A 25,925-nucleotide genomic window follows, 5' to 3' on the forward strand; every position below is an offset into this window, starting at 1 on the left:
ACTCCCGTCGTTCAGGCCGCGAAAGCCTCGTCGAGGAAGGCCTGCAATTGGGCCATGTGCTTGGACATGAGGCCGGTGGCGGTGGCGGCGGAGGCGGGGCGGCCCACATAGCGGGGGCGCTCCACCTTGGAGCCGGCCGTCTTGAGCACCCATTCGAGATAGGGCTCGACGAAGGTCCAGGAGCCCATGTTCTTGGGCTCTTCCTGGCACCACACCACGTCGGCCTTCTTGAAGCGGGCGAGCTCGGCCGCCAGCGACTTCGCCGGGAACGGATAGAGCTGCTCGACGCGCAGAAGGTAGACATCGTCGATGCCCCGTTTCTCGCGCTCCTCGAGCAGGTCGTAATAGACCTTGCCCGTGCAGATCACCACGCGCCGGATCTTGTCGTCCTTCACCAGCTTGATGCCGTCGCGCCCGGCTTGAGCGTCGTCCTGCAGGACGCGGTGGAAGGAGGTTCCCTCCGCGATGTCGGCAAGGCTCGACGTGCAGCGCTTGTGGCGCAGCAGGGACTTCGGCGTCATCAGGACCAGCGGCTTGCGGAAGTCACGCTTCAGCTGGCGGCGCAGGATATGGAAGTAATTGGCCGGCGTGGAGCAGTAGCCCACCTGCATGTTGTCCTCGGCGCACATCTGGAGGAAGCGCTCCAGACGGGCGGAGGAATGCTCCGGACCCTGGCCCTCGTAGCCGTGCGGCAGAAGGCAGACGAGGCCGGACATGCGCAGCCACTTGCGCTCGCCCGACGAGACGAACTGGTCGAAGACCACCTGCGCGCCGTTGGCGAAATCGCCGAACTGGGCTTCCCACAAGGTCAGCGCGTTGGGCTCCGACAGGGTGTAGCCGTACTCGAAGCCGAGCACCGCCTCCTCCGAGAGCATCGAGTTGATGACCTCGTAGCGGGCCTGGTCCTCGCTGATGTGGTTGAGGGGCGTATAGCGCTCCTCGTTCTCCTGGTCGGTGAGGACCGAGTGGCGCTGCGAGAAGGTGCCGCGCTCCACATCCTGGCCGGAGAGGCGCACGCGGTGGCCTTCGAGCAGGAGCGAACCGAAGGCGAGCGCCTCGGCCATGGCCCAGTCGAGCCCCTCCCCGGTCTCCAGCATCTTCTTGCGGTTGTCGAGGAAGCGCTGAATCGTGCGGTGGAGGTGGAAGCCTTCCGGGATCGTGGTGAGCGCCTTGCCGATCTGCTGCAGGGTCTCGGCCGACACGCCGGTCTGCCCGCGGCGCGGATCGTCGTGATCCTCGCGCACGGCCTTGAGGCCCGACCAGCGGCCGTCGAGCCAGTCGGCCTTGTTGGGCTTGTAGTTGGCCGCGATCTCGAACTCGGCATCGAGCTTCGAACGCCAGCTCGACTTCATCTCCTCGACCTCGGCCTCGGTGACGACGCCCTCGGACAGGAGCTTCTTGGTGTAGATCTCGGTGATGGACGGATGCGACCGGATCTTGCGGTACATGAGCGGCTGGGTGAAGGCCGGCTCGTCGCCCTCGTTGTGGCCGAAGCGGCGATAGCAGAACATGTCGATGACGACGGGCTTCTGGAAGCGCTGGCGGTACTCGGTCGCGACCTTCGCGGCAAAGACTACGGCCTCCGGATCATCGCCGTTCACGTGGAAGATCGGCGCCTCCACCATCTTCGCCACGTCCGAGGGATAGGGCGAGGAGCGCGAGAAGCGCGGATCGGTGGTGAAGCCGATCTGATTGTTGATGATGAAGGAGATCCAGCCGCCGGTGCGGTGGCCGCGAAGCCCCGAAAGCCCGAAGCATTCCGCCACGACACCCTGGCCGGCGAAGGCCGCGTCGCCGTGGATGAGGAGCGGCATGACGGCGGTGCGGTTGTCGGGCGTGCAGCCGTGCTGATCCTGCTTGGCGCGCACCTTCCCGAGCACCACCGGATCGACGATCTCGAGATGCGAGGGGTTGGCGGTCAGCGACAGGTGCACGTTGTTGCCGTCGAACGAGCGGTCGGAGGACGCGCCGAGGTGGTACTTCACGTCGCCGGAGCCTTCCACGTCGTCGGGCGCGAATGAGCCGCCCTTGAACTCGTGGAACAGCGCCCGGTGCGGCTTGCCCATGACCTGGGTGAGCACGTTGAGACGGCCGCGATGGGCCATGCCGAGCACGATCTCCTTCACGCCGAGATTGCCGCCGCGCTTGATGATCTGCTCCAGCGCCGGGATGAGCGACTCGCCGCCGTCCAGGCCGAAGCGCTTGGTGCCGGTGTAGCGCACGTCGAGGAACTTCTCGAACCCTTCCGCCTCGACCAGCTTGTTGAGGATGGCGCGCTTGCCCTCCTTGGTGAAGGAGATCTCCTTGTCGGGGCCCTCGATGCGCTCCTGGATCCAGGCCTTCTCGACCGGATCGGAGATGTGCATGAATTCGACGCCCAGGGTCTGGCAATAGGTGCGCTCGAGGATCGCGACGATCTCGCGGATCGTGCCGAACTCGAGGCCGAGCACGTTGTCGAGGAAGATTTTGCGATCCCAGTCGGCTTCCGTGAAGCCGTAATGCGAGGGGTGCAGCTCCTGGTCGTTCGGGCGCGGGTTGATACCGAGCGGATCGAGCTTGGCGTGCAGGTGGCCGCGCACGCGATAGGCGCGGATCAGCATGATGGCGCGCACGGAATCGCGGGTCGCCTGCTGCACGTCCGCCTGACTGATCTCGGCGCCCTTGGCCTGGGCCTTGGCCTTGATCTTGTCGCCGACCACCTTCTCGACCTGGGCCCAGTTGCCGTCCAGCGCCGAGACGAGCTCGCCGTTAGCATGGATCGGCCAGTTCGGCCTCTCCCAGGAGGGACCCTTGGCCGCCTTCTCGACCGCCTGCCTGTCGTCCTTCAGCGCACCGAAGAAGGCCTGCCACTGCGCGTCGACCGAGGCGGGGTCCTGCTCGTAGCGGGCGTGGAGATCCTCGATATAGGACGCGTTCGCCCCGTAGAGGAAAGCGGTGTTCAGGAAATTCTCGTTGGCGTCTTGGCGTGCCATGGCAATCCACAATCCAAAAGCTGTTCGGCCGCCCCAGGGACGGGACGGCCATCGATGCGGTTACTGACCCTTGAGAACCTCGACCAGAGTCTTGCCGAGGCGGGCCGGCGACGGGGACACGCGGATGCCCGCAGCCTCCATGGCGGCGATCTTGTCTTCCGCGCCGCCCTTGCCGCCGGAGATGATCGCGCCGGCATGGCCCATGCGGCGTCCGGGAGGCGCCGTGCGGCCGGCGATGAAGCCGACCATCGGCTTCTTGCGGCCCTTCCTGGCCTCGCGGGCGATGAACTCGGCCGCCTCTTCCTCGGCCGAGCCGCCGATCTCGCCGATCATGACGATCGACTCGGTCTTCGGGTCGGAGAGGAACATGTCGAGCATCTCGATGAACTCGGTGCCCTTCACCGGATCGCCGCCGATGCCGACCGCGGTGGTCTGGCCGAGACCCTCGTTGGTGGTCTGGAACACGGCCTCGTAGGTGAGCGTGCCGGAGCGCGACACGATGCCGACCGAGCCGGGCTTGAAGATGTTGGCCGGCATGATGCCGATCTTCGACTCGCCCGCCGTCACGATGCCGGGGCAGTTGGGGCCGATGAGGCGCGACTTGGAGCCCTCCAGCGCGCGCTTCACACGCACCATGTCGAGCACCGGGATGCCTTCGGTGATGCAGACGATGAGCGGGATCTCGGCCTGGATCGCCTCGCAGATGGCATCGGCCGCGCCCGGAGGCGGGACGTAGACCACCGAGGCGTCGGCGCCGGTCTTCTCGCGCGCCTCCATCACCGTGTCGAACACGGGGAGACCCAGATGGGTGGAGCCGCCTTTGCCCGGCGAGGTGCCGCCGACCATCTTGGTGCCGTAGGCGATGGCCTGCTCGGAGTGGAAGGTCCCGTTCTTGCCGGTGAAGCCCTGGCAGATGACCTTGGTGTCTTTGTTGATGAGGATGGACATCGGGTCGAAACCTTACTTTCCGCCGCGCACGGCGTTCACGATCTTCTGGGCGGCGTCGTCGAGGTCGTCCGCCGGGATCACGTTGAGGCCGGATTCGCGGATGATCTGCTTGCCCTCTTCCACGTTCGTGCCCTCGAGGCGCACCACCAGCGGAACCTGCAGGCCGACCGTCTTCACGGCGGCGAGAACGCCGCGGGCGATGACGTCGCACTTCATGATGCCGCCGAAGATGTTGACCAGGATGCCCTTCACGTTCGGATCGGCCGTGATGATCTTGAACGCCGCCGTCACCTTCTCTTCCGAAGCGCCGCCGCCGACATCGAGGAAGTTCGCCGGCTCCTCGCCGTAGAGCTTGATGATGTCCAGCGTCGCCATGGCGAGGCCCGCGCCGTTGACCATGCAGCCGATGGTGCCGTCCAGCGCGATATAGGCGAGGTCGTACTTGGAGGCCTCGATCTCCTTCTCGTCCTCCTCCGTGAGGTCGCGCAGCTCCATCACCTCCGGGTGACGGTAAAGGGCGTTCGAGTCGAAGGAGATCTTGGCGTCCAGGCACTTGAGATGCCCGTCCTTGGTGACGATGAGGGGGTTGATCTCCAGCATGCTCATGTCCTTGGCCACGAAGGCCTTGTAGAGCTTGGTGGTGACGTCCTCCGCCTCCTTGGCGAGCGGGCCGGTCAGGCCTAGCGCCTTGGCCACCGTGCGGCCGTGATGGGGCATGATGCCCGTGGCCGGATCGACCGAGAAGGTCAGGATCTTCTCAGGGGTGTCGTGGGCGACCTGCTCGATGTCCATGCCGCCTTCGGTGGAGACCACGAAGGCCACGCGGCCGGTCTCGCGGTCCACGAGCATGGAGAGATAAAACTCCTTCTCGATGTCGGAGCCGTCCTCGATGTACAGACGGTTGACCTGCTTGCCGGCCTCGCCGGTCTGCACGGTGACCAGGGTCTTGCCGAGCATCTGCTGGGCAAAGAGCTTCACCTCGTCGACGGACTTGGCGAGGCGCACGCCGCCCTTCTCGCCGGCCTCGGGCTCCTTGAACTTGCCCTTGCCGCGGCCGCCCGCGTGAATCTGCGACTTCACGACCCAGAGCGGGCCGCCGAGTTCCTTGGCTGCGGCCTCCGCCTCGTCGGCGGAGAAGATGGCGCGGCCGTTGGAGACCGGCAGGCCGAACTCCTTCAGGACCGCTTTGCCTTGATATTCATGGATGTTCATGTGCTCTTCTCTTTCGTCATCCCGGACGCCGCAGGCGACCCGGGATCGTTGACCGTGTTGAGCTCGTCATGCGATCCCGGCTGACGGCCGGGATGACGCCTTACGCGAGAGCCGGGTTGATCTGCTTGCAAGCGTCGACGAGGCCCTGCACGGACGCCACCGACTTCTCGAACATGGCCTTCTCCTCGGCGGAGAACTCGACCTCGACGATGCGCTCGACGCCGTTCTCGCCGATCACGATCGGAACGCCCACGAACATGTCCTTCACGCCGTACTGGCCGGTGAGATAGGCCGCGCAAGGCAGGACGCGCTTCTTGTCCTTCAGGTAGCTCTCGGCCATGGCGATGGCGGAAGCCGCCGGCGCGTAGAAGGCGGAGCCGGTCTTGAGCAGGTTGACGATCTCGCCGCCGCCCTTGCGGGTGCGCTCGACCATGGCGTCGAGCTTCTCCTGGCTCGTCCAGCCCATCTTCACGAGATCCGGCAGCGGGATGCCGGCGACGGTGGAGTAGCGCACCAGCGGCACCATGTCGTCGCCATGGCCGCCGAGCACGAAGGCGGTCACGTCCTCCACCGACACGTTGAACTCCTCGGCCAGGAAGTGGCGGAAGCGGGCGCTATCCAGCACGCCGGCCATGCCGACGATCTTCTCGGGGCGCACGCCGGAGAACTTCTGGAGCGCCCACACCATGGCGTCGAGCGGGTTGGTGATGCAGATGACGAAGGCGTTGGGGGCATATTGCTTGATGCCGCCGCCGACGGCTTCCATGACCTTCAGATTGATGCCGATGAGGTCGTCGCGGCTCATACCGGGCTTGCGCGGCACGCCGGCGGTGACGATGATCACGTCGGCGCCCTCGATGGCGGCATAGTCGTTGGCGCCCTTGTACTTGGCGTCGAACCCGTCGACCGGGGCGGATTCCGCGATGTCGAGACCTTTGCCCTGGGGAATGCCCTCCGCGATGTCGAAGAGCACGACGTCGCCGAGTTCCTTCAAGCCGACGAGATGGGCGAGGGTTCCGCCGATCTGGCCTGCACCGATGAGCGCGATCTTTTTCCGGGCCATGGTCTGTCCTTGGGTTTTGGCACGAGCCTTTTTGAGGTGGCGCTGTTTGACACGAGAAATGGGCCGCCATCAAGCGATCAAAAGGTTAACAGGCAAGGCTTTGAGCCTTGCGATAATTGCACGTAAGCTTAACGGTAAGAAAATACTGAGCTGTTACAGCAGCTTGGTAGGTTCGGGAGGCCTCTAAATTTCATGTTACAATTTTCGGAAATTGTAACTAAGCCCTATACGCTGCCATGGGCGAGCGCCCTCAGGACCACCCGGATCATGGTGGCCAAACGCTGGTCGAGGATGTCCTGCGGCACCTCGGCGTCCAGGCGCACGGTCAACGGGTTGATGAAGCGGTAGACCGCATCGCTGATGAAGGCGTGGGCCTTCTCCCGGTCGCGGGGCTCGAACTTGCCCGTGGCGATGCCCTCGTCCAGCACCCGCTCGATGAGCTGGCGCATGCGGGCCCGGTGCTTGCGGATGAGGGGGCGCGCGGTCTCGGTGGCGGTGCAATAGACGTCGAAGAGGTGCCGGTCCTGCTTCAGGAGGTCCCGGTGCATTCGCGCCCAGGCTTGGATCAGGCGCTCGAGCTTGTCGTCCGCCGGGTCGGGGGAATCCGCGATGTCGGCAATGGTCGCTTCCATCCGCCGGAGCCACTGGCCCGCCACCGCGTCGATGAGGGCGGCCTTGCTGGCAAAGTAGCGGTAGACATTGGCATGGGTCATGCCGGCCGCATCGGCGATGCCCACCACGGTGATGTGCTTGGGCCCGAATTCCCGGAGCTGGTCGGCGGCGATGGCAAGCAGACGGCTGTCGGCCGGCGCGGCCTCCGCCGCCTTAAGCGATCCGCCGGCCGGGCGCCTCATGTCTCCGCGAGCCCCGTCGTGCTGCCCGAGGCCTCCGAGGTCGCGCGCCCGTGCGGCAGGGAGAGGTACTCCTCGGAACGCATCTCGATCAGGCGTGAGACCGTGCGGTCGAACTCGAACGCCTCGCGGCCCGTATCCGCATGATAGAGTTCCGGGGCCTCGGCCTCGGCGGAGGCCAGGAGCTTCACGTGGGCATCGTAGAGGGCGTCGACCAGCATGATGAAGCGCTTGGCCTCGTTGCGCCGCTCGAAGGTCATCTTCGGGATATTCTCCAGTATGACCGTGTGGAACTCCTCGGCCACCGCAAGGTAATCGGCGGCGCCCAGGGGCTTGGAGCACAAATCCTCGAAGGAGAAGCGGGCCACGCCGCCCGCGGCCTGGGGCACCTCGACCGGGTGGCCCTTGACCGTCAGGGTCACCGGGCGGCCCTGCTCGCGCCCCGTGAGGCTCCTGAAGGCGCGGGTCAGGGCCGCGTGGGATTCCTCGTCGGCCGGCGTGTAGAAGACCGGGCTGCCGGCGAGTTTCTCCAGCCGGAAGTCGGTGCGGGCTTCGAGCTTCACCACCGCCATGCGCTCCTGCAGGAGCGCGATGAAGGGCAGGAAGAGGGAACGGTTGAGGCCGCCTTCGTAGAGCCGGTCGGGCTCCACGTTGGAGGTCGCCACCACCACCACCCCATGGGCGAAGAGCGCCGTGAACAGGCGCCCGAGGATCATGGCGTCGGCGATGTCGGTGACGGTGAACTCGTCGAAGCAGAGCACCCAGGCCTCGCTGGCGAGAGCTTCCGCCACGGGCGCGATGGGATCGTCGCCCGAGACCTCGCCCGTCTTCAGCTTCTGACGATAGGCGTGGATGCGCTCGTGCACATCCGAGAGGAAGGCGTGGAAATGGACCCGGCGCTTGCGCCGCACGGGCAGCGCCTCGAAGAACAGGTCCATCAGCATGGTCTTGCCGCGCCCGACCGAGCCCCAGACATAGAGCCCCCTCGGCGGCTCCGGGCTCTTCTTGCCGAAAAGCCAGCCGAGCGCGCTCGGCTTGCGGGCGAGGCGATAGGAGCCGAGGGCCTCGGCCAGGGCCTCGAGCCGCTTGAGCAGCGCCACCTGCGCCGGATCGCGCTCGATGGCGCCCGCCGCAACCAGGGCATTGTAGCGGGCCGTGATGGAGTAAGGCGAGGAGAAGGAGGTGTCGTTCACAGGACGATCGATACCTCTCCGGAGGCTTTAGCGCAAACGGCTTGAGGCCGCGTCGCCGGGCGATTCCGGCGATCAGCGCGAGAGCGACAGCGGGGCCCCGGACTTGGCGAGGACGCCGCTGAGCGAGGCGGAGGAGCCGCGCAGGCGGGCCGCGACCGCGCCGCCGGTCTGATAGAGATAGACCTCCCCGTCGCGGTAATCCCAGGCATTGACCTTGGACAGGTCCTGGTTCGAGCAGCCGGAGGCGGAAGCCCGGTAGAGGTCGAGGGCCGGCGCGCTCGAGAGCTGGATGCGGCAGGTGCCGCCGGAGGTCTGGGCGCTCCAGTTGCCCACCATGGCGGTGCGGCTGGCAGGCGCGGGCGCCGCCGCGGGCGCAGGGGCCGAGACCATGGGCGGAGGAGGAGCGGGCGGCAGGCCGGCCAGGTCGGTTCCACCGGCCGGGGGAGCCATGGGGTCCGAGGCGAGAGGCGCGCCGGCGACGGGCGGCAGCGGGGCGGCTTCGATGGCGCCCGAGGGAACGGCCTCGACCGGCGGAGCCTCGGCGACCGGCGCCGCGGAGGCGCTGCGGATCGGCGCTCCGCCGAGTCGCGTGGACGAGCACGCGCCGAGCGCCAGCGCCGAACAGGTCACGGCCATCACAACCCAAAGGGAGTTCTTCATCGCGGTCCTCTCATGCCCTGCCGTTTAAGGCGAACGGCCTCTCGGCGCGGCCTAAGAATACATAAGGAATATGAACCTAGGCCAACACTATTCCGCCTTCGAGATATGGAAGCGCAACCCACAAAAAAAGGCGCACGCGGCGCCTTTTCGTGAGGTGTTGCGGCGGTGCCTCAGACCGTGCGCGCGATCATCATCTTCTTGATCTCGGCGATGGCCTTCGCCGGGTTCAGTCCCTTGGGGCAGGTGTTGGCGCAGTTCATGATCGTGTGGCAGCGGTAGAGCCGGAACGGGTCGTGCAGGTTGTCGAGGCGCTCGCCGGTGGCCTCGTCGCGGGAATCGATGAGCCAGCGATAGGCCTGCAGGAGAGCCGCCGGGCCCAGGAACCGGTCGCCGTTCCACCAGTAGCTCGGGCACGAGGTGGTGCAGCAGGCGCAGAGAATGCACTCGTAGAGGCCGTCGAGCTTGGAGCGCTCCTCCGGCGTCTGGCGCCACTCGGTCTCGGGTTCCGCCGTCTCCGTCTGGAGCCAGGGCTGGATCGAGGCGTGCTGGGCGAAGAAGCTCGTGAGGTCCGGCACCAGATCCTTGATCACCGGCATGTGCGGCAGCGGGTAGATCTTGATCGTGTCGGACTCGCAATCATCGATGCCCAGCGTGCAGGCCAGCGTGTTCTTGCCCATGATGTTCATGGCGCAGGAGCCGCAGATGCCCTCGCGGCAGGAGCGGCGGAAGACCAGCGTGGAATCGACGTTGTTCTTGATCCACAGCAGCGCGTCGAGGACCATCGGGCCGCAATCGTCGCGGTCGACGTAGTAGGTGTCGATGCGCGGGTTCTGCCCGTCGTCCGGGTTCCAGCGATAGATGCGGAACGCCTGAAGGTTGGACGCGCCGGCCGGCTTCGGCCAGGTCTTGCCTTCGGTGTACTGGGAGTTCTTGGGAAGCGTGAACTGAGCCATTGTGCTTCGTCTTCCTTAGTACACGCGTGCCTTGGGCTCGATGTACTGAATGTCGTTCGACATGGTGTAGGTGTGCACCGGGCGGTAATCGATGGTCACCTTGTGGGAGGTGTCGTCGATCCAGGCCAGCGTGTGCTTCATCCAGTTCTTGTCGTCGCGCTCGGTGAAGTCCTCGCGGGCATGCGCGCCGCGGGATTCCTGGCGGTTGGCGGCCCCCTCCATGGTGACGACCGCCTGCCCGATCAGGTTGTCGAACTCCAGGGTCTCCAGGAGGTCGGTGTTCCAGATCAGCGAGCGGTCCGTGACCTTGATGTCGGCGGCCGCGTTCCACACGTCGTGGATGAGCTTCTTGCCCTCCTCCAGCACCTCGCCTGTGCGGAACACCGCGCAGTTGTTCTGCATGGTCTTCTGCATGCGAAGCCGCAGCTCCGCGGTCGAGGTCGAGCCGTTGGCATAGCGGAACTTGTCGAGGCGCGAGAGCGCGAGCTCGTCGGCGCCCTTCGGCAGGTCCGCATGGCGGGCGTTCGGCTCCAGGATCTCGGCGCAGCGAAGCCCCGCCGCGCGGCCGAACACCACGAGGTCGATGAGCGAGTTGGAGCCGAGGCGGTTCGCGCCGTGCACGGACACGCAGGCCGCTTCGCCGAGCGCCATCAGGCCCGGCACCACCGTGTCCGGGTTGCCGTTCTTCAGGGTGAGCACCTCGCCGTGATAGTTCGTCGGGATGCCGCCCATGTTATAGTGGACGGTCGGCAGGACCGGGATCGGCTCCTTCGTGACATCCACGCCCGCGAAGATCTTGGCGCTCTCGGAGATGCCGGGCAGGCGCTCGTGCAGGATCTTCGGGTCGAGGTGGTCGAGGTGGAGATAGATGTGGTCCTTGTTCTTGCCCACGCCGCGGCCGGCGCGGATCTCCATGGTCATGGCGCGCGAGACCACGTCGCGGGAGGCGAGGTCCTTGGCGGAGGGCGCGTAGCGCTCCATGAAGCGCTCGCCTTCCGAGTTGGTGAGGTAGCCGCCCTCGCCGCGCGCTCCTTCCGTGATGAGGCAGCCCGCGCCGTAGATGCCGGTCGGGTGGAACTGCACGAACTCCATGTCCTGCAGCGGCAGGCCTGCGCGCAGCACCATGGCGTTGCCGTCGCCCGTGCAGGTATGGGCCGAGGTCGCGGAGAAGTACGCGCGTCCGTAGCCGCCCGTGGCGAGGATCGTCATGTGGGCGCGGAAGCGGTGGATCTCGCCGGTCGCCTGGTTGAGCGCCACCACGCCGATGCAGCGGCCGTCCGAGTCCATCATCAGGTCGAGGGCGAAGTACTCGATGAAGAAGTTGGTCTGGTTGCGCACCGCCTGCCCGTAGAGGGTGTGCAGGATGGCGTGGCCCGTGCGGTCGGCGGCGGCGCAGGTGCGCTGGGCCGTGCCCTTGCCGTATTCCGTGGTCATGCCGCCGAAGGGGCGCTGGTAGATCTTGCCCTCGGCCGTGCGGGAGAAGGGGACGCCCCAGTGCTCCAGCTCGTAGACCGCGGCCGGCGCGTTGCGGCACAGGTACTCGATGGCGTCCTGGTCGCCGAGCCAGTCGGAGCCCTTCACGGTGTCGTACATGTGCCAGCGCCAGTCGTCCGGGCCCATGTTGCCGAGCGAGGCGGAGATGCCGCCCTGCGCCGCCACCGTGTGCGAGCGCGTGGGGAACACCTTGGTGATGCAGGCGGTGCGCAGGCCCGCCTGCGAGCAGCCGACGGTGGCGCGAAGGCCCGCGCCGCCCGCGCCCACCACCACCACGTCGAAGGTGTGGTCGACGATGTTGTAGGCCTTTCCGTTGATGGCCGGGCCGTTCGTTGCTTGAGCCATGTGAGAATTCCTTAAACCAGGATGCGGCCGAGGCTGACCTTGAGGATGGCGTAGAGGCAGGCGACCGCGATGACGACCGCGTAGAAGTTGTTGGCGATCACCGCGACGATCTTGAGCATGCGGTCGTGGACGTAGTCCTCGATGATGATCTGCATGCCCATGCGCATGTGGTTCGTCACCGACACCACCGCGAGGATCAGGACGATCGCGACGAGCGGATGCGAGATGATGGCGATCGCCTCCTGGTAGGAGGAGCCGGCGAGCGCCGCCACGATGATCACGAAGGCGATGATGAGCGGGATGTTCGACACCGCCGTCATGCGGTGGAGCCACCAATGCTCGACCCCATGCCCGGCGGCGCCGAGGCCCTTCACGCGGGCGAGCGGGGTGCGCATGGAAACGCGGGTGTCAGCCCTGTTGTCGGCCATGGGTCCGGTCTCCTTTAGAACGCGATGAAGGCCACGACCCAGATCGCCAGGGTGAGCGCGACCGAGCCGATGAGGGTGAAGCGGGCCATGTTGATGCGCTGGGCCGCCTCCATGCCGTAGCCGAAGTCCCACACCAGGTGGCGCACGCCGCCCAGCATGTGGTGCATGAGGATCCAGGTGTAGCCGAAGAGGATCAGGTACCCGAGGGGCGAGCCGAAGAACCACTGCACAGTGTCGAAGGCCGAAGGCCCGGAGGCCAGGGCCACGAGCCAGATCGCGAAGAGGGCGATGCCGCCATAGAGGGCGACGCCGGTGATGCGGTGGGCGACGGACATGGCCATCGTCCAGCTCCACCGATAGATCTGAAGATGCGGGGACAGGGGCCTCGGGGCCACTTTCGCCTCAGCCATAATGTTCTCTCCTGCTCGGCGACGGGTCGGTCGCGCGTCGTTTGGAACGGTTCGTATCGGATGCGCGGCAACAGAGCAATGCGCCCTCCCCCGATCGGAGGACTGGGGACACACTTCGTCAGCCGCGAAGAGTGATCCAAGCTCGCCTAAAGCACAATTTTTAATTATTCTTATCTGCCTTCGTATCCGACGAAGGAAGGCCATGCAATTCGACCTGACGGACTTGAGCCTCTTCCGGCATGTGGTGGAGGCGGGCAGCATCACCCACGGAGCCGGGCGGGCCCATCTGGCGCTCGCCGCCGCCAGCACCCGCATCCGCAACATGGAGAAGTCGCTCGGGGCTCCCCTCCTCCTGCGCAACCGGCAGGGAGTGGTGCCCACCCCCGCCGGCCGCACCCTGCTCCAGCACGCCCGCGCCCTGCTGGCCCAGGCCGAGCGTCTGCGGGAGGATCTGGGCGCCTATACGGGCGGCCTCACCGGGCAGATCCGGATTCTCTCCAACACCAACGCCCTCACCGAATTCCTGCCCGAGGCCCTGGGAAGCTTCCTCGCCGGCCACCCGCAGGTCTCCATCGACCTGGAGGAGCGCCTCAGCGACGAGATCGTGGGGCTGATCGCGGAGGGGGTGGGCGACATCGGCATCGTCGCGGGCACGGTGGAGACCGGGCAGCTGGAGACCTACCCCTTCCGCAGCGACCGTTTCGTGCTGGCGGTGTCCGATGCCCATCCCCTCGCCGCCCGCGCCGGGATCCCCTTCGCCGAGGTGCTGGAGCACGACTTCGTCGGCCTCGACCGGGCGAGCGCCCTCCAGCGCTTCCTGGCCGCCAAGGCCGCCCGCATCGGCAAGCCCATCCGCCTGCGGGTGCAGCTCAGGAGCTTCGATGCGGTGTGCCGGATGGTGGAGGCGGGCGTGGGCCTCGGCATCGTGCCCGAGACCACGGCGCGCCGCGCCGCCCGCACCATGGCGATCCGCACAGTCGCCCTGGAGGATCCCTGGGCCGCCCGCGATCTCACCCTGTGCATCCGCTCCCTCAAGGACTTGGCCACCTCGGCGCGGCAGCTGGTGGAGCATCTGCGCCAGGGTGCCTGAGACGGGCGGCCTGCGGGCGGGAACGCATTGCCGGGTTCCGGCCGCTCAATTCGCCGTGAGGAGGGGATGATTGTCGCCTCAGACCTGTCACTGTTGAGCGGGGGCGCTCAACCCTTCGGGAGGAAACCATGCGCGCAACGGACGGTATATCACTGGCGGCCCTTCTGGCCCTTCTGACCCTGGCCTTTTCCGGCATCGCCCAGGCCCAGACGGCCTCGGCCGACACAAGCTTCTTCGTGACCAGCGTGGGGTCCGGCAGGGGCGCCGATCTCGGCGGGCTGGAGGGCGCGGACCGGCACTGCCAGACGCTGGCCGAGACCGCCGGCATTCGCGGCAAGGTCTGGCGCGCCTATCTGTCCACCCAGGCCATGGGCGGCGCCGCGGCCGTGAATGCCCGGGATCGCATCGGCCGCGGGCCGTGGCGGAACGCCAAGGGAGACGTGATCGCGAAAGACGTGGCGGAACTGCACGGCCCCACCAACAATCTCACCAAGCAGACGGCGCTCACCGAGAAGGGCGAGATCGTGAAGGGCCGCGGCGACCAGCCGAACCAGCACGACATCCTCACCGGATCCCAAGCAGACGGCACCGCCTTTCCGGGCAGCCAGGACATGACCTGCGGCAACTGGACGAAGAGCGGCCCGGACGGAGCCGCCATGGTCGGGCATCATGACCGCATGGGCCTCAACGAGGAGCCTCCGGCCAAGTCCTGGAACACGTCGCACCCGACCCGGGGCGGCTGCAGCCAGGAGGCCTTGCGGAGCACCGGCGGCGCGGGCCTGTTCTACTGCTTCGCGGCCGACTGATCAGGCGGCGAAATCGACGGAGGGCATGCCGAGCCCGCGGCGCAGGCAGGCCGCCTCGAGCGTGTTGCGCAGGAGGCAGGCGATGGTCATGGGGCCGACGCCGCCGGGCACCGGCGTGATGGCGGAAGCGACTTCGGCCGCTTCCGCATAAGCCACGTCGCCCACCACCCTGGTCTTGCCCTCGCCGGCGGCGGGGTTCGGCACCCGGTTGATCCCCACATCGATCACGATGGCGCCAGGCTTGATCCAGTCGCCGCGCACCATCTCCGGCCGCCCGACCGCTGCGACGAGAAGGTCAGCGCTGCGGCAGACTTGCCGAAGGTCGCGGGTTTTCGAATGGGCCACCGTCACCGTGCAGCTCTGGGCAATGAGGAGCTGCGTCATGGGCTTGCCGACGATGTTCGAGCGCCCGACCACCACCGCGTTGAGCCCGGCAAGATCCCGCCGCACCGACTGCGCCAGCAGGAGGCAGCCGAGCGGCGTGCAGGAGACGAGGCCCGGCACGCCCGTCATCAGGCGCCCGGCATTGATGGGGTGGAATCCATCCACGTCCTTGGCGGGGTCGATGGCTTCGATCACCTTTTGCGCGTCGATCTGCTTCGGCAGGGGCAGCTGCACCAGGATGCCGTCCACCGCCGGGTCGGCATTGAGCCGGGCGACGAGATCGAGGAGCTCGGCCTCGCTGGTCGAGGCCGGGAGCGTGTGCTCGAAGGAGCGCATGCCGACCTCGACGGTCTGGCGGGCCTTGTTCCTCACGTAGAGCTGGCTCGCCGGATCCTCGCCGACGATCACCACGGCAAGACCCGGCGTCACGCCCTGTTCGCTCAAGGCCTTCACCGCCCCGGCGATGCGGGCGCGCAGGCCCTCCGCATAGGCTTTTCCGTCGATGATCGCAGCGCTCATGTCTCTGGTCGTCCTGTCAGGGCAGCAAGGGCGGAGGCCAGCGCCTCGCTCTCGCCCGCAATCGCAAAGGTTTTGAGCCGGGCCGCGGCGCCCGCCTCCAGGCGCACCGCCGAGGCCGGGAGCCTCAGGGCCCTGGCGAGGAGGCGCCGGGCGCCCTCGTTCGCCGCCCCGTCCTCCGGCGCGGCCCGGACCCGGACCTTCAGCACCGGCGTACCGTCCGAGAGGGCCTCGACCCCGTCGATGGCATCCCGTCCGCCCCGGGGCGTGACGCGAACCCGGACCTCGAGGCCGTCGGGGCGGAGGCGCCAGGGCACGGCATGGCGCCTTAGAAGGCGATGGGCATCAGGTAGTCGATGATCAGGTTCTGGATGAAGATGATCAGCAGGATCAGGATGATCGGCGAGATGTCGACCCCGCCGAGATTGGGCAGGATGTTCCGGATCGGCCTGAGGACCGGCTCGGTCACCGCATCGAGGAAGTTCCCGATCGAACGGACGAAATCGTTGCGGGTGTTGACCACGTTGAAGGCCACCAGCCAGCTCAGGATCGCCGAGGCGATGATGAGATAGGTGTAGAGCTGCAGGGCCAGCAGAATGACGTTGAGGAGGGCGCGCATGGGAAACCTGTCAGGGATCGGCGCTGCTCATGTAGCGTTTCAAGCGGAGCCGAACAACCCACAACCGCTTGCCGGAGCGGTCCCCTGCCCCCGCCGGCGGCTGTGGGCCTGCCGGCAGCCGATTGACAGACCAAAGCACAGGGGCCTAAAACGGGCCCCGCTTGGTCTTTTGAATCGGCCGGGGCTGTAGCTCAGATGGGAGAGCGCTGCAATCGCACTGCAGAGGTCAGGGGTTCGAATCCCCTCAGCTCCACCAAGCCCCTTCACCACCCCGACGATTCCTGACTCTCGCGGCCTGCCTCCCTGCCGTCCGGAAGTTCGAACTTACGCTCCCCGGCTCTCCAGATAGACCCTCGCCGCCTTCAGCGCGGTCGCGCATTGCGGCGTCGTGCTGCCGAGGATGTCTTCCGGAGCCGTTCGGCCGATCCAGATGTCGAAAGCGGTGCTGACGACCCATGCCGGTTCGGCCATGGCGCGATCCGCCAATTGGGGGAGCGAGGCTTCCGCGCAGGCGCGCACCTGCCCGATCACCGCCTGCGGAGCCCGGACCTGCGCCAGGCGCTCGCTCATCTCCGCCTGAAGCGGATCGACGATCAGGAAGCTGACGAGGGAAGCAAGGATGTCCTGGAGCATGAGAATTCTCTGTGCCGGCGGCCGGATCGGAACGATCCGACATCACGCAGGCGCCACCGCTTCCTGCGTCAGAGGAGCCCGGATCAGGGGTCTGAGGAAGACGTAAGCATGGTCTGCCGTGTTTCAAGACCGCTCGGGACGGCGGATATGAGGCCTTCTCGAAACGTCAGAGACAAGAACAGAAAACGTTATAAACTAGAAACCAGCGGTTTAAGCTCCGCCCTATATTCCTGTTCTGCTATCGGACAGCCGCGAAATATCTTGGTCTTTGGTCTTAAAGCCTCAAAGTTGCCTGGATTTCGGATGTACACCCAGGCTGCATCGACAGTGATTTGCAGGCCCGGATGGTCAGCCCAATGAGCAGTTCGCCTCAGTACCGAAACGATTTCGCTTTTCCCTGGGACGTCGACCATCAGCCGAAGAACAACCTCATCGAGGGGATCGAGAGATTCTACCGGCTGTGCCACCTGCGCTGGCGCATCGTTCAACGCTACGGCGGGGCGGCGCGCCCGATGCTGAAGCGGGTTGGCGGAGCGCTGGATCAGACGGTTCTCGCCACCGCCCTCATCGTGCTTCCCAAGGTTTTCGCCGGGTGGGACAAGGTCCGCCCTGCCCTCGCCTCCCAGGCGCGGGCGCTCATGCCCTTCCTGCCCTTCGACACGGCGGAGGACGAGGCCCTCAAGCGGGACCCGATCTGGGAACTCCTGGCCGACTTCAAGGCGCTCAGCCCCGACCAGCAGGACAAGGCCGCCAGGAACCTGGCCCTGCTCTGGGGGCATTTCGAGGACAGCTTCGGTGGCTTGAGCCGGTTCCTCGACCAGCCGCGGACCGAGCAGACCCACTATCTCGACAAGCTCGCCGCTGCCTCCCGGCGCATGCGGCTCGCCCGGGGATCGGAGGTGGCGTTCCACTACGTGACCGTCGAATTGATGCGGCAATATGTGGCCTGCTTCCAGGCCGGGCGCTCGGACCGGGCCGCCTTGTCCGTTGCGACCTGCGTCGCCACCCTGATCAACCGCGGGCGGATGATGACGCCGGCCATCGCACCTCCCGCCATGGCGGCCTGACGGAGAATACGCACAAAGAAGCCTGACGGATGACCGCCAGGCTTGTCAGTTGCCAGAGGGAACGAAGGATTCGCGGGGACAACGGCAAAGCCGCGCTTCGGTTCCTGCAGGCCCTCTCCGGCGCCGGCTGCCCCTCCCGCGCTCAGATCGGCCCGCGCGGCATTTCGTGCCAGTAGTCCCGCACTTCCTGCTCGCGCGCGCGGTCGGGCCACACGCGGTCGTCGCCGTAGAAAGCCGGCGCTCCGCGAACCTGCGCTTCGGTCACATCGGTGCGGTAGCCCTCCAGTTCCGTGTCGTAGGAGAGCTTGTCCCAGGGAATCGTGTGATGCTGCACGCCGATTCCGAGAAAGCCGCCGAAGGTCACGTCCACGTAGAGGACGCGGCCGCTCACCTTCTCGATCAGCAGGCGCTTGATCGTGCCGATCTGCGTTCCGCGCGGATCGTACACTGCCGTGCCCTCGACGCGGTCGCTCTCGATCACCGGATGCAGTGAAGCCGGGCGTTTGACAGGCCCCCAGAGATAAAAGCCGTTCTCCAGGATCCCCGCAGCCACCACCGCGCGGCTGACATCAGCATTCCACGCATCGCCGGGAGCAATGGTCTGCGCCAGGGTCCAGGGACCCTGCTCGGCAGGCAAGGCCTCACCCCCGGGACTTTCGGCAAAGCCCTGCAGTCCGGGTTCGGACTCGGACCGGAACACATAGTAGGTTCTCACGCGCGCCTCCTCTTCAAGCAGAATCGATCGCAGCGCATTCCTCAGCCCAAGCCTCAGCCCAAGCCGCACACGGCATCCGCAGGGGCTCAGGTCGCCATTGTAAACCCCGGCGGCGACGCCTCAAAGAAGGATCGGACACGGCAGCGATCGAGCCGGTCGGCAGCGCGCTCTTCGCGCGGGCCGCGTTGGATCGCCGGCGGATCGATGCTACCTTGATCCTGCGGGCACGAGGTTCCGTCGCATCGCAAGGGAAAACCCCCGTGGCAGATCTGGCCATCTCCCTGCTGATCGTTCTCGCCGGCGCGGTCGGCATGCTCCTGCTGCTGCTCACATGGTTCGGCAGCAGAAGCATCACGCCGGAAATCGAGGACGATTTCGATCCCATCGTCGGGAGCCGGGATCCCATCGCGATCTACGAATCGCATGGCCCGTACATTCCCATGCCCGAGCATCTGAAGACCCACGATCAGATGGTCGAGTGGATGACGAAGGAACTCCCCAGGCTCACGGCAGGAGCCGCCACTCCCCGCGGCTGAAGGAGCCTGCAGCCTCAATCGCAGCGGCGGATGCGGCGCGTGATCGTTCTGCCCCGGCGATCCTCTTCCTGGATCGTGATGTTCCGGCAGCGGGTTTCATAAACGTCGTAGCGTTCCTCGCGCATGGCATCGCGGCGGCCGGCCTCGTAGGCGCGCTGCTGACGCCAGCGCTCGCGGCGCTCTTCCGCGGGATCCCCGACCCCGATCTGCGGGCGCCCGTCGGGACCGATCCCGAACTGGATCTGCGGCTGGGCCATCGTTGGGGCGGAGGCCAGAAGGCCCGTGGCGACGGCGGCAAGAAAAAGGGTCTTAGTCATTGGCAACATCCCGTTTGGCAATGGCAGGCCAACGCCTGCACGTGGAAGCGGTTCCAAACGTGACGGGTTGCGCCGGGGCGGACGATTTCGATCGATCAGGGGAACATCAGGGAAGCGGCGAACGCGCTGACGGCGTAGGCGAGGCCTAAAAGCAGCGGCGCGAGGAGCGCCGCCGAGGCGATGAGGAAGACGGGCAGGCTGGGACTTCGCATGGCATCGCTCCTCCGGCTTTGCGCGAAGCTTCACCTGAACCTGGGCCGGAGCATGGCGCATCCTTGGCCGAATGCGGGACAGCCTGCGGCCTCTCCTGCGCGGCCGGCGCGGATGATGGCAGCCTCTGCGTCGCTAACCGTCTTGCATCCCGCTGCCCGCCTCCGCCCGCGGGCTCGGCCGGGTGGCGATGTAGATCGCGACGCTTCCCATGACGGCCGCGAGAAGGGCAGGCACGAGACGGCTTTCGGAGAGCCAGAGGATGAGCGCATAGGAAACGGCGAGCATCGCCAGCGCCAGGATCTTGGCGCGGCGCGGGATGGCTCTTTCGTCGCGCCATGTGGTGAGCAGCGCTCCGAAGCGGGGATGGCTGTAGAGCCTTTCGGCCAAAGCCGGATTGGAACGGGCGAAGCACCATGCCGCCAGCAGCACGAACGGCGTCGTCGGCAGCACCGGCAGGAAAATCCCGACGATGCCCAGAGCAAGGCTGCCATACCCGAGGCAGAGATAGAGGCGACGCACCATGAATGCCTGCAGGCTCCCGTGAGAGGGTATAATGCCTGCCACCGGCATCGGTGCCGCGCAAGTCCGGCGGAGAGTGAAACGGAACAGGCCGGCTCCACGAGACGAGGCCTGCGATATGTTCGGCAGTCAGCGCGATGCGGATGCCGATGACCTGCGCATCAGCGACGCGTATCGAGGTCGGCGGCCTGATCGGAATGATGCGTGGCACCGCGTACGGGCGGAGCCGTCATGCGGGAGCGCTGACGTCGGGCCTTCAGGACGGATCCTGCCTCCTCGATGTCCTGCCAGAAGGTGCCGAGCTGACAACGCCAGTTGCGCAGAGGAGTGGCGGGAAGCGCAGCCTCGGGCTCGACCGCTTTGGAGAAAATTTCGAAAAATCTCATCATCGGCGCTTCCTCCGCCCTGGGACCCGCGAACGCTGCGAGCGGCCCTGAGGCTTGGCCTTCAGGTCTTTCGTTCGAAATGTCGGCGGCTGGTGCCAACCGCCCCTTGCTTAATATGATAAGCATAATATGAAAGCTCATCGAAATTCAAGGGGCATTCGAGAGGATTCGAGAGGAAGCGAATACTATCCTTTCCCTTTCGTAAGCTCGCGTGAAAGACACAATCCTGGTCCCCTAAGTCGTCCGGGGAAGGATTTGGGAACGCTGGGACCGTGCCTTCGAAACCTGAAAGGGTTGGGATCGCCACCTCTGCAGGAGGCGCTGGACAATGCAACGCGAAGTGGTATTATATTGCACGGATCATTGTATTGTCGACTCTGGTTGCCCTCTTCGCCCATCGCTAACGGGAGTGAAACGCCATGCGCTATGGAAAAGGCCACAAGGATGCAACCCATAGGCGCATCGTCGAGGTTGCTTCGAAGCAGCTGCGCAAGGATGGCGTCGGCGCAAGCGGGGTGGCGGGCCTCATGGCCAGCGCGGGCCTCACCCATGGCGGCTTCTACAGCCACTTTCCGTCGAAGGACGCTCTGATCGAGGAAGCGCTGGCCGCCGCCTTGGAGCAGGTCAAAGCCTGGATCGGGAGCGTCGCGGAATCGAACGAGGACAAGTTCGAGGCGGTGATCCGCGCCTACCTGAGCCCCGAACACCGGGACAACCCTGAAACCGGATGCGTGGCGGGAGCGCTTGCCCCGGAAATCGCGCGGCACTCGCCGGCCGTGCGCGAGATGTTCACGAAGAGCATCATCGAACATGTCGATATGCTCGCCTCTCTGCTCCCTGCCAGCGCAACCCCGCAAGCCCGTCGCTCCGTGGCGATGGCGATCATTGCCGGCACCACCGGCATGATCCAGCTCGCGCGTGCGGTCGACGATGAGGAGCTCTCCGACGAGATCCTCGAGTCCGGGATTGCCGCCTGCCTGAGCCTCGCCCGCTCGATCAGCTCCTGAACCGCGGCAGCCCAGGTCAGCGGGCGATCGCGCGCCCGACGCCGGCTGCGATCTCCAGCAGCAGCCGGTCGTGGCCGTTGCGGGCCACCAGCATCAGCCCGACCGGTCGCTCGCAGCCGGGAACCGGGATCGAGATGGCGGTGAGGTCGAACTGGTTGGCGAACATGGTGTTGCGCAGGATCAGCCAATCCATCCGGTTGTAGAGCTTGTCGTCCGCCTCCAGCGGCGCCGTCAGCGGCGCGGAGACGGCCGTCGTCGGCAGCGCCAGGACGTCGACGGGAGACAGCCGCTCGTCCATCGCCGCAACGAGAGCCTGGCGGCGGCGCAGCATGCGGATATAGGCCGGCGCCGGCACCGTGCCGCTGCGGGCGATCCACCAGCGCACCCGCGGGTCGATCTCGGCCGCCTTCGTTTCCAGCCAGTCCGCATGAACCTCCGACGCCTCGATGGAGGCGATGGAGGCGGCCACCGTAGTCTCGGACATGGCCTGAAGCAGATCCTCGATGCCGTGGTCGGCGATTCGTGCGCCGGCCTGCGACAGGCGGCTCAGGGCGGCCTCGAAGGCATCGGCCACCATCGGCTCAGTTTCCGAGAACAGGCGCCCCTGAGGGACGCCGATCCGCAATCCTTCCAGCGGATGGGGATGGGGGATCCATGGCTCCTCGCCCGCCATCACCGCGTCCGCAGCGGCGCAGTCCTGGACGGAATGCGCGAGCGGCCCGATGGAATCGAGGCTGGGAGAGAGCGGAAAGGCTCCGTCCAGGGGCACGCGGCGTGCGGTGGGCTTGAAGCCGACCACGCCGTTGAGCGCCGCGGGGATGCGCACCGACCCGCCCGTGTCGCTGCCGATGGAGATCTCGCTCGTGCCCTCCGCCACCGACACGCCCGCGCCCGAGGAGGAGCCGCCCGGGATCCGCAGCGGGTCGGCGGCGTTGCCCGGCGTGCCGTAATGCGGGTTGAGGCCCAGACCCGAGAAGGCGAACTCGACCATGTTGGTCTTGCCGAGGATCACCGCCCCGGCCTGCCGCAGGCGGCGGACGACGGTGGCGTCCTTCTCGGCCGGAGGCCGGTCCCGCAAGGCGATGGAGCCGGCAAGCGTCGTCTCGTCCGCTACGTCGAAGAGATCCTTGACCGACACGATGGCGCCGTCGAGCGGTCCCAAGGAAATGCCGGCACGTCGGCGGGCATCGGCGGCATCGGCCGCGGCGCGGGCGGCATCCTCGTAGAGGCGCAGGAACACGCGCTCGTCCGCGGCGCGCGCCTTAAGGCGCGAGAGGATCGCTTCGAGCTTGTCACGGGTCGTCGTCATGAGGGCACCGGATGGAGGATCGAGGCTTGAGGTTAGCACGAGAGGGGGCTTGCCCTGTCAAGCAGGATCGCGCCCATCGCTTAAGAAGCGAAGCGCTCCCGGGCTTCGTCCGCATCGTCCTCGTCCGTCATCAGGGTCGTGATGGGGAAGGTGATCACGCAGCGAATGCCGGCCGGCGCGAAGTCGAGCTTGATCTCGCCCCCGAGTTGCTGCGCGAGGCCGCGCTGGATCAGCTTGGTGCCGAAGCCCTGGCGTTCCGGCTTCTTCACCGGCGGGCCGCCGCTCTCGACCCACTCCACGAGCAGGGCCGGCTCGTCTCCGGAGGTGACGGCCCACATCACGGTCACTCGTCCGTCCGGCACCGAGAGGCTGCCGTACTTGAGCGCGTTCGTCGCCATCTCGTGAATGGCGAGTCCGAGCGCCAGGACGGCTCCTGGCTGAAGGTTGATCTTCGGGCCCTTCAGACGAATGCGCTGGCGCATGGCATCCTGATAGGGATCGAGCTCGTTCTTCAGCACGTCCTCCAGCAGCGCGCCCTGCCATTGCGTGGCGGTGAGAAGATCGTGGGTCTTGGCCATCCCGTGCAGGCGGTCCATGAAGGCGCTCCAGGCAGCGGGATCCATGTTCTCGGCGGAGCGCCTCGTGAGCGAGGCCACCGACTGCACGGTGGCAAGCGTGTTCTTGACCCTGTGGTTGAGCTCGCGCAGCAGCAGCGCCTGGCGCTCCTCGGCTTGCTTGCGCTCCGTGATCTCCTGCGACACGCCGACCATCGACATCCGCCCGTCCGGCGCGATGCGCCTGCGCCCGCTGATCCGGATCCAGTGCTCGCTCCCATCCGGCCAGAGAGCGCGGTACTCCACATTCAGGTCCGTCCCCAGGGCAGCGGCCTGGGCAACCGCCTCCGCCTGCAGGGCGCGATCCTCGGGATGGATCGAGGCGACGAGGTCCTCGTAGGAGAAGGGCTCGTCGGGCCCGCGGCCGAAATTGGCGCGGCAGGTCGGCGAGGCGATGAAGGCGCCCGTGGACGGCGTGAACTCCCACGAGCCGAGATGTCCCGCGGTGAGCGCGAGGCGCAGGCGCGCCTCGCTGTCCGCCATCCGGGCGAGAACGGCCTCGCGCTCGCGCTCGTGCTGGCCGATCTCGGACGAGGCTTCGCCCAGCGCCTTCTTGATCGTGTCGAATTCCAGCACCCGCGTGGTGGCCCTGTCCGAGACCTCCTCCCCGCGGCCGAGGGCCTGGGCGGCGGCCACGAGTTCGTCGACCGGCCTTGCGATCGAACGGGAGAGCACCGCCGCCAGGACGAGGGCGCCCAGAACGACTCCGAGCAGGCTCACGAGCCAGAGCAGGGAGCGTCGGGCCGACTTCGCCAGCTCCGCATCCGGGATGCTGATGATGAATGACCAGCCATAGGCCGGCGACCGGCTGAAATAGGTGCGGACCGGGATTCCCTCCAGCGTGACGCTCTGCAGGATGCCCTCGGGCGCGGAGGCAAGGGCCTCCTGGACATAGGTGCTCGCCGGCTGCCCGATGAAGCGCTCCGGCGCGCGGGAGCGCGCGACGATCCGGTTGCTGCGGTCGAGCACCGCGGCATTCCAGCTCTCGGCGAGCCGCTGCTCGCGGAGAATGGCCTGGAAGATGTCGGGCGCGATGGCCAGCGACAGGATGTACGCGACGGACTCGCCCAGCACGACCGGCACGTCGACGGTGATGAGGCGCTGTCCCGTCAGCGAACCCACAAAGAGATCAGAGACATGGGGCGCGCGGGTTTCCTGGACCTTGCGGAGCACATCCGGGCGGTTGCTGTCCGGCAGGCGCACGCCGTAGGGCACGCGCGTGTTGAAGATCGTGCGACCGCCAGGCTCGAAGAGGGCGACCCAGGACGGATGGACGAGACCCGCCTCCTTCACCTGCCGATAGAAGCCCTCGAAATTGCCCTCGGCCAACACGGGCGACTGGGCGAGGATCCGCAGCGCAAGAACGGATTTGTCGATCTCGCGATCCAGCAGCAGGCTGAGCGCGCGGGCCGTGTCCTGCATGCGCAGGTCAACGGATTCCCGCTCGGCCCGGTAGCTGGAATAGAGGCCGCCGGCGGCCACGAGGATGGTCGGCAAGGCCAGCACGAACACCAGCCCCCACAGAACCTGGCGCAGCGAGATTCGGGCTTTCCCGGCGGGACCCTCGGCCGCCTCGACGCTCCTCCGGGCTCTGGATCCCCACCCGATCATGCTAGCTCCCGTCCCGGACCGGGATGACGACGCGCACGAGGGTCGCCGGATCGTCCCAGGGCCATTCCACGTGCGCGCCGAGCTGGCGCGACAGAGCCTTCAGGATGGTGCCGGAGGCGCTGTTCTGGGCTGCCTGCTTCTCCTCCGGGCTGAAGGCATCGTCGGAGAGCTGGAACAGGAGGGATCCATCCCGCATGCGCAGGGCGAGCTTCAGCTTGCCGTGGCGGTCCCGATAGGCATGAGTGAGGGCGTTGACCACGATTTCGTTGAACAGGAGCGCCATCGGCGCCGCCTTGGAGGGCTCGACCTCCACGGCGTCGATCTCGAGCTCCGCCGTGACCCTCACGCCCGGAACGGCGGCCGTGAGCTCCTCGCACAGGCTGCAGGCAAAGCGCGACGCGTCGAACCGGGCGGCGCCCTTGCCGTCATAAAGGTCGCGGTGGGCGGCGGCGAGCGCCTGCAGGCGCTCCCGCATGCGTCCGAGCACCTCGCGCACGGGACCCTCCTCGGCCTGGCGGATCTCGATGCCGATGAGGGACAGAAGAAGCTGCAGGTTGTTCTTCACCCGGTGATCGAGCTCGTGCAGCAGCGCCGTGCGCTCGTCGAGCATCCGTTGCAGGGCATCCTGGGCCTGCCGTCTCTCGCTCCGCTCGCGGGCCTCCGCCATGGCGCGCAGCACGACGGCGGGAAGGCGGTCCAACTTGTCCTTCAGAACGTAGTCCGTCGCCCCGCGCTTCAGGGCTTCCACGGCCACCTCCTCGCCGAGGGCGCCGGAGACGAAGACGAAGGGCGTTTCGCGCGCATGATCCTGCGCGATCTCAAGCGCATGCAGGCCGGTGAAGGCAGGCAGGCGGTAATCGGCCAGGATCAGATCCCAGCGCCGGTCCCGGACGGCGGCCGTGAACTCCGGCGCCGTCACCACACGGTCGATGGCTGCCGGGAGCCTGGCGGCCGCCAGGGCTTCCGTTATCAATTCGGCATCGAGCGCGCTGTCCTCCAGCAGGAGGATGCGCAGCACCCGATCCGGCGAGATGACGGAGGCCCGTTCCATCGG

At 66.8% G+C, this 25,925-nt stretch carries 27 protein-coding genes and 1 tRNA gene; 6 read left to right on the top strand and 22 right to left on the bottom strand.

All coding sequences use genetic code 11. The features are described 5' to 3' along the window. Positions 1-11: 11 nt before the first annotated feature. The 11 genes from GR303_RS10185 to sdhC form a co-directional block, all read right to left on the bottom strand. On the bottom strand, positions 12-2,972 hold the full coding sequence (locus GR303_RS10185) for a 2-oxoglutarate dehydrogenase E1 component (RefSeq protein WP_161722045.1): 2,961 nt from the start codon (positions 2,970-2,972) through the stop codon (positions 12-14). 60 nt (positions 2,973-3,032) lie between these two features. Next, positions 3,033-3,920, bottom strand: a complete 888-nt coding sequence (sucD, locus tag GR303_RS10190; RefSeq protein WP_161722044.1) for a succinate--CoA ligase subunit alpha — start codon at positions 3,918-3,920, stop codon at positions 3,033-3,035. Between the two features lie 12 nt (positions 3,921-3,932). Next, positions 3,933-5,132, bottom strand: coding sequence for an ADP-forming succinate--CoA ligase subunit beta (gene sucC / locus GR303_RS10195; RefSeq protein ID WP_161722043.1), 1,200 nt, complete (start codon positions 5,130-5,132; stop codon positions 3,933-3,935). 100 nt (positions 5,133-5,232) lie between these two features. After that, entirely contained in the window at positions 5,233-6,195 is a 963-nt protein-coding gene (gene mdh, locus GR303_RS10200; RefSeq protein ID WP_161722042.1) for a malate dehydrogenase, read from the bottom strand. Positions 6,196-6,419: 224 nt separating this feature from the next. Further along, positions 6,420-7,049: a TetR/AcrR family transcriptional regulator gene (locus tag GR303_RS10205; protein WP_161722041.1), complete on the bottom strand. Its 630-nt coding sequence runs from the start codon at positions 7,047-7,049 to the stop codon at positions 6,420-6,422. Further along, positions 7,046-8,239: a cell division protein ZapE gene (gene zapE / locus GR303_RS10210; RefSeq protein ID WP_343038400.1), complete on the bottom strand. Its 1,194-nt coding sequence runs from the start codon at positions 8,237-8,239 to the stop codon at positions 7,046-7,048. The genes GR303_RS10205 and zapE overlap by 4 nt, the downstream gene beginning before the upstream one ends. Before the next feature lie 72 nt (positions 8,240-8,311). After that, positions 8,312-8,899 (bottom strand): AprI/Inh family metalloprotease inhibitor, encoded by a 588-nt coding sequence (locus GR303_RS10215; protein ID WP_161722040.1) that lies wholly within the window; start codon positions 8,897-8,899, stop codon positions 8,312-8,314. Between the two features lie 170 nt (positions 8,900-9,069). Beyond that, positions 9,070-9,852, bottom strand: a complete 783-nt coding sequence (locus tag GR303_RS10220) for a succinate dehydrogenase iron-sulfur subunit (RefSeq protein ID WP_161722039.1) — start codon at positions 9,850-9,852, stop codon at positions 9,070-9,072. A gap of 15 nt (positions 9,853-9,867) precedes the next feature. Continuing rightward, positions 9,868-11,691: a succinate dehydrogenase flavoprotein subunit gene (gene sdhA, locus GR303_RS10225; RefSeq protein ID WP_161722038.1), complete on the bottom strand. Its 1,824-nt coding sequence runs from the start codon at positions 11,689-11,691 to the stop codon at positions 9,868-9,870. 11 nt (positions 11,692-11,702) lie between these two features. Continuing rightward, positions 11,703-12,119 (bottom strand): succinate dehydrogenase, hydrophobic membrane anchor protein, encoded by a 417-nt coding sequence (gene sdhD, locus GR303_RS10230; protein WP_161722037.1) that lies wholly within the window; start codon positions 12,117-12,119, stop codon positions 11,703-11,705. 14 nt (positions 12,120-12,133) lie between these two features. Further along, a complete protein-coding gene (gene sdhC / locus GR303_RS10235) occupies positions 12,134-12,529 on the bottom strand; it encodes a succinate dehydrogenase, cytochrome b556 subunit (protein WP_161722036.1) in 396 nt (131 codons plus the stop codon). A 202-nt stretch (positions 12,530-12,731) separates the two neighbouring features. Between sdhC and GR303_RS10240 the strand changes: the two genes are divergently transcribed. Together GR303_RS10240 and GR303_RS10245 are read left to right on the top strand one after the other, a co-directional pair. Beyond that, the gene (locus GR303_RS10240) at positions 12,732-13,619 is read left to right on the top strand and encodes a LysR family transcriptional regulator (protein ID WP_161722035.1); all 888 of its coding nucleotides are present in this window, start codon (positions 12,732-12,734) and stop codon (positions 13,617-13,619) included. A gap of 128 nt (positions 13,620-13,747) precedes the next feature. Beyond that, a complete protein-coding gene (locus tag GR303_RS10245) occupies positions 13,748-14,425 on the top strand; it encodes a hypothetical protein (RefSeq protein ID WP_161722034.1) in 678 nt (225 codons plus the stop codon). Here GR303_RS10245 and folD read toward each other — a convergent pair whose 3' ends face one another. The 3 genes from folD to GR303_RS10260 are packed head-to-tail and all read right to left on the bottom strand — an operon-like array spanning position 14,426 to position 15,944. Further along, positions 14,426-15,328 carry a bifunctional methylenetetrahydrofolate dehydrogenase/methenyltetrahydrofolate cyclohydrolase FolD gene (gene folD / locus GR303_RS10250; protein ID WP_161722033.1) on the bottom strand — a complete coding sequence of 301 codons (903 nt, stop codon included), beginning with the start codon at positions 15,326-15,328 and terminating at the stop codon, positions 14,426-14,428. It abuts the gene before it with no gap. After that, positions 15,325-15,642 carry a DUF167 family protein gene (locus tag GR303_RS10255; protein WP_161722032.1) on the bottom strand — a complete coding sequence of 106 codons (318 nt, stop codon included), beginning with the start codon at positions 15,640-15,642 and terminating at the stop codon, positions 15,325-15,327. The genes folD and GR303_RS10255 overlap by 4 nt, the downstream gene beginning before the upstream one ends. 11 nt (positions 15,643-15,653) lie before the next feature. Then, positions 15,654-15,944, bottom strand: a complete 291-nt coding sequence (locus GR303_RS10260) for a YggT family protein (RefSeq protein WP_161722031.1) — start codon at positions 15,942-15,944, stop codon at positions 15,654-15,656. Positions 15,945-16,124: 180 nt separating this feature from the next. Between GR303_RS10260 and GR303_RS10265 the strand changes: the two genes are divergently transcribed. Beyond that, a tRNA-Ala gene (locus GR303_RS10265) sits at positions 16,125-16,200 on the top strand. 68 nt (positions 16,201-16,268) lie between these two features. Here GR303_RS10265 and GR303_RS10270 read toward each other — a convergent pair. Then, positions 16,269-16,577 carry a hypothetical protein gene (locus GR303_RS10270; RefSeq protein WP_161722030.1) on the bottom strand — a complete coding sequence of 103 codons (309 nt, stop codon included), beginning with the start codon at positions 16,575-16,577 and terminating at the stop codon, positions 16,269-16,271. Positions 16,578-16,933: 356 nt separating this feature from the next. Between GR303_RS10270 and GR303_RS10275 the strand changes: the two genes are divergently transcribed. Continuing rightward, positions 16,934-17,644, top strand: coding sequence for a hypothetical protein (locus GR303_RS10275; protein ID WP_161722029.1), 711 nt, complete (start codon positions 16,934-16,936; stop codon positions 17,642-17,644). 142 nt (positions 17,645-17,786) lie between these two features. On the opposite strand, the gene GR303_RS10280 is transcribed toward GR303_RS10275, so the two are convergent. Then, entirely contained in the window at positions 17,787-18,359 is a 573-nt protein-coding gene (locus tag GR303_RS10280; RefSeq protein ID WP_161722028.1) for a PRC-barrel domain-containing protein, read from the bottom strand. Positions 18,360-18,619: 260 nt separating this feature from the next. Between GR303_RS10280 and GR303_RS10285 the strand changes: the two genes are divergently transcribed. Continuing rightward, a complete protein-coding gene (locus tag GR303_RS10285) occupies positions 18,620-18,895 on the top strand; it encodes a hypothetical protein (RefSeq protein WP_161722027.1) in 276 nt (91 codons plus the stop codon). A 14-nt stretch (positions 18,896-18,909) separates the two neighbouring features. Here GR303_RS10285 and GR303_RS10290 read toward each other — a convergent pair whose 3' ends face one another. From GR303_RS10290 to GR303_RS10300, 3 genes are all read right to left on the bottom strand, one after another. Next, complete coding sequence (locus tag GR303_RS10290) at positions 18,910-19,212, bottom strand: hypothetical protein (protein ID WP_161722026.1); 303 nt, start codon at positions 19,210-19,212, stop codon at positions 18,910-18,912. A gap of 345 nt (positions 19,213-19,557) precedes the next feature. Beyond that, positions 19,558-19,944, bottom strand: a complete 387-nt coding sequence (locus GR303_RS10295) for a DUF454 family protein (protein WP_161722292.1) — start codon at positions 19,942-19,944, stop codon at positions 19,558-19,560. Positions 19,945-20,105: 161 nt separating this feature from the next. Continuing rightward, a complete protein-coding gene (locus GR303_RS10300) occupies positions 20,106-20,333 on the bottom strand; it encodes a hypothetical protein (RefSeq protein ID WP_161722025.1) in 228 nt (75 codons plus the stop codon). A gap of 416 nt (positions 20,334-20,749) precedes the next feature. On the opposite strand from GR303_RS10300, the gene GR303_RS10305 reads away from it, so the two are divergent. After that, positions 20,750-21,337, top strand: coding sequence for a TetR/AcrR family transcriptional regulator (locus tag GR303_RS10305; protein WP_161722024.1), 588 nt, complete (start codon positions 20,750-20,752; stop codon positions 21,335-21,337). A 16-nt stretch (positions 21,338-21,353) separates the two neighbouring features. Here the strand turns inward: GR303_RS10305 and GR303_RS10310 are convergent, their stop codons facing one another. The 3 genes from GR303_RS10310 to GR303_RS10320 all read right to left on the bottom strand — a co-directional run bounded on the left by GR303_RS10310 (position 21,354) and on the right by GR303_RS10320 (position 25,922). Beyond that, positions 21,354-22,646, bottom strand: coding sequence for an amidase (locus GR303_RS10310; RefSeq protein WP_161722023.1), 1,293 nt, complete (start codon positions 22,644-22,646; stop codon positions 21,354-21,356). Between the two features lie 80 nt (positions 22,647-22,726). Further along, positions 22,727-24,871 (bottom strand): sensor histidine kinase, encoded by a 2,145-nt coding sequence (locus GR303_RS10315; RefSeq protein WP_161722022.1) that lies wholly within the window; start codon positions 24,869-24,871, stop codon positions 22,727-22,729. A gap of 1 nt (position 24,872) precedes the next feature. After that, positions 24,873-25,922 carry a sensor histidine kinase gene (locus GR303_RS10320; RefSeq protein WP_161722021.1) on the bottom strand — a complete coding sequence of 350 codons (1,050 nt, stop codon included), beginning with the start codon at positions 25,920-25,922 and terminating at the stop codon, positions 24,873-24,875. Positions 25,923-25,925: the final 3 nt, after the last annotated feature.

The sequence above is a fragment of the Microvirga arsenatis genome (assembly GCF_009910705.1).
Taxonomy (GTDB): domain Bacteria; phylum Pseudomonadota; class Alphaproteobacteria; order Rhizobiales; family Beijerinckiaceae; genus Microvirga; species Microvirga arsenatis.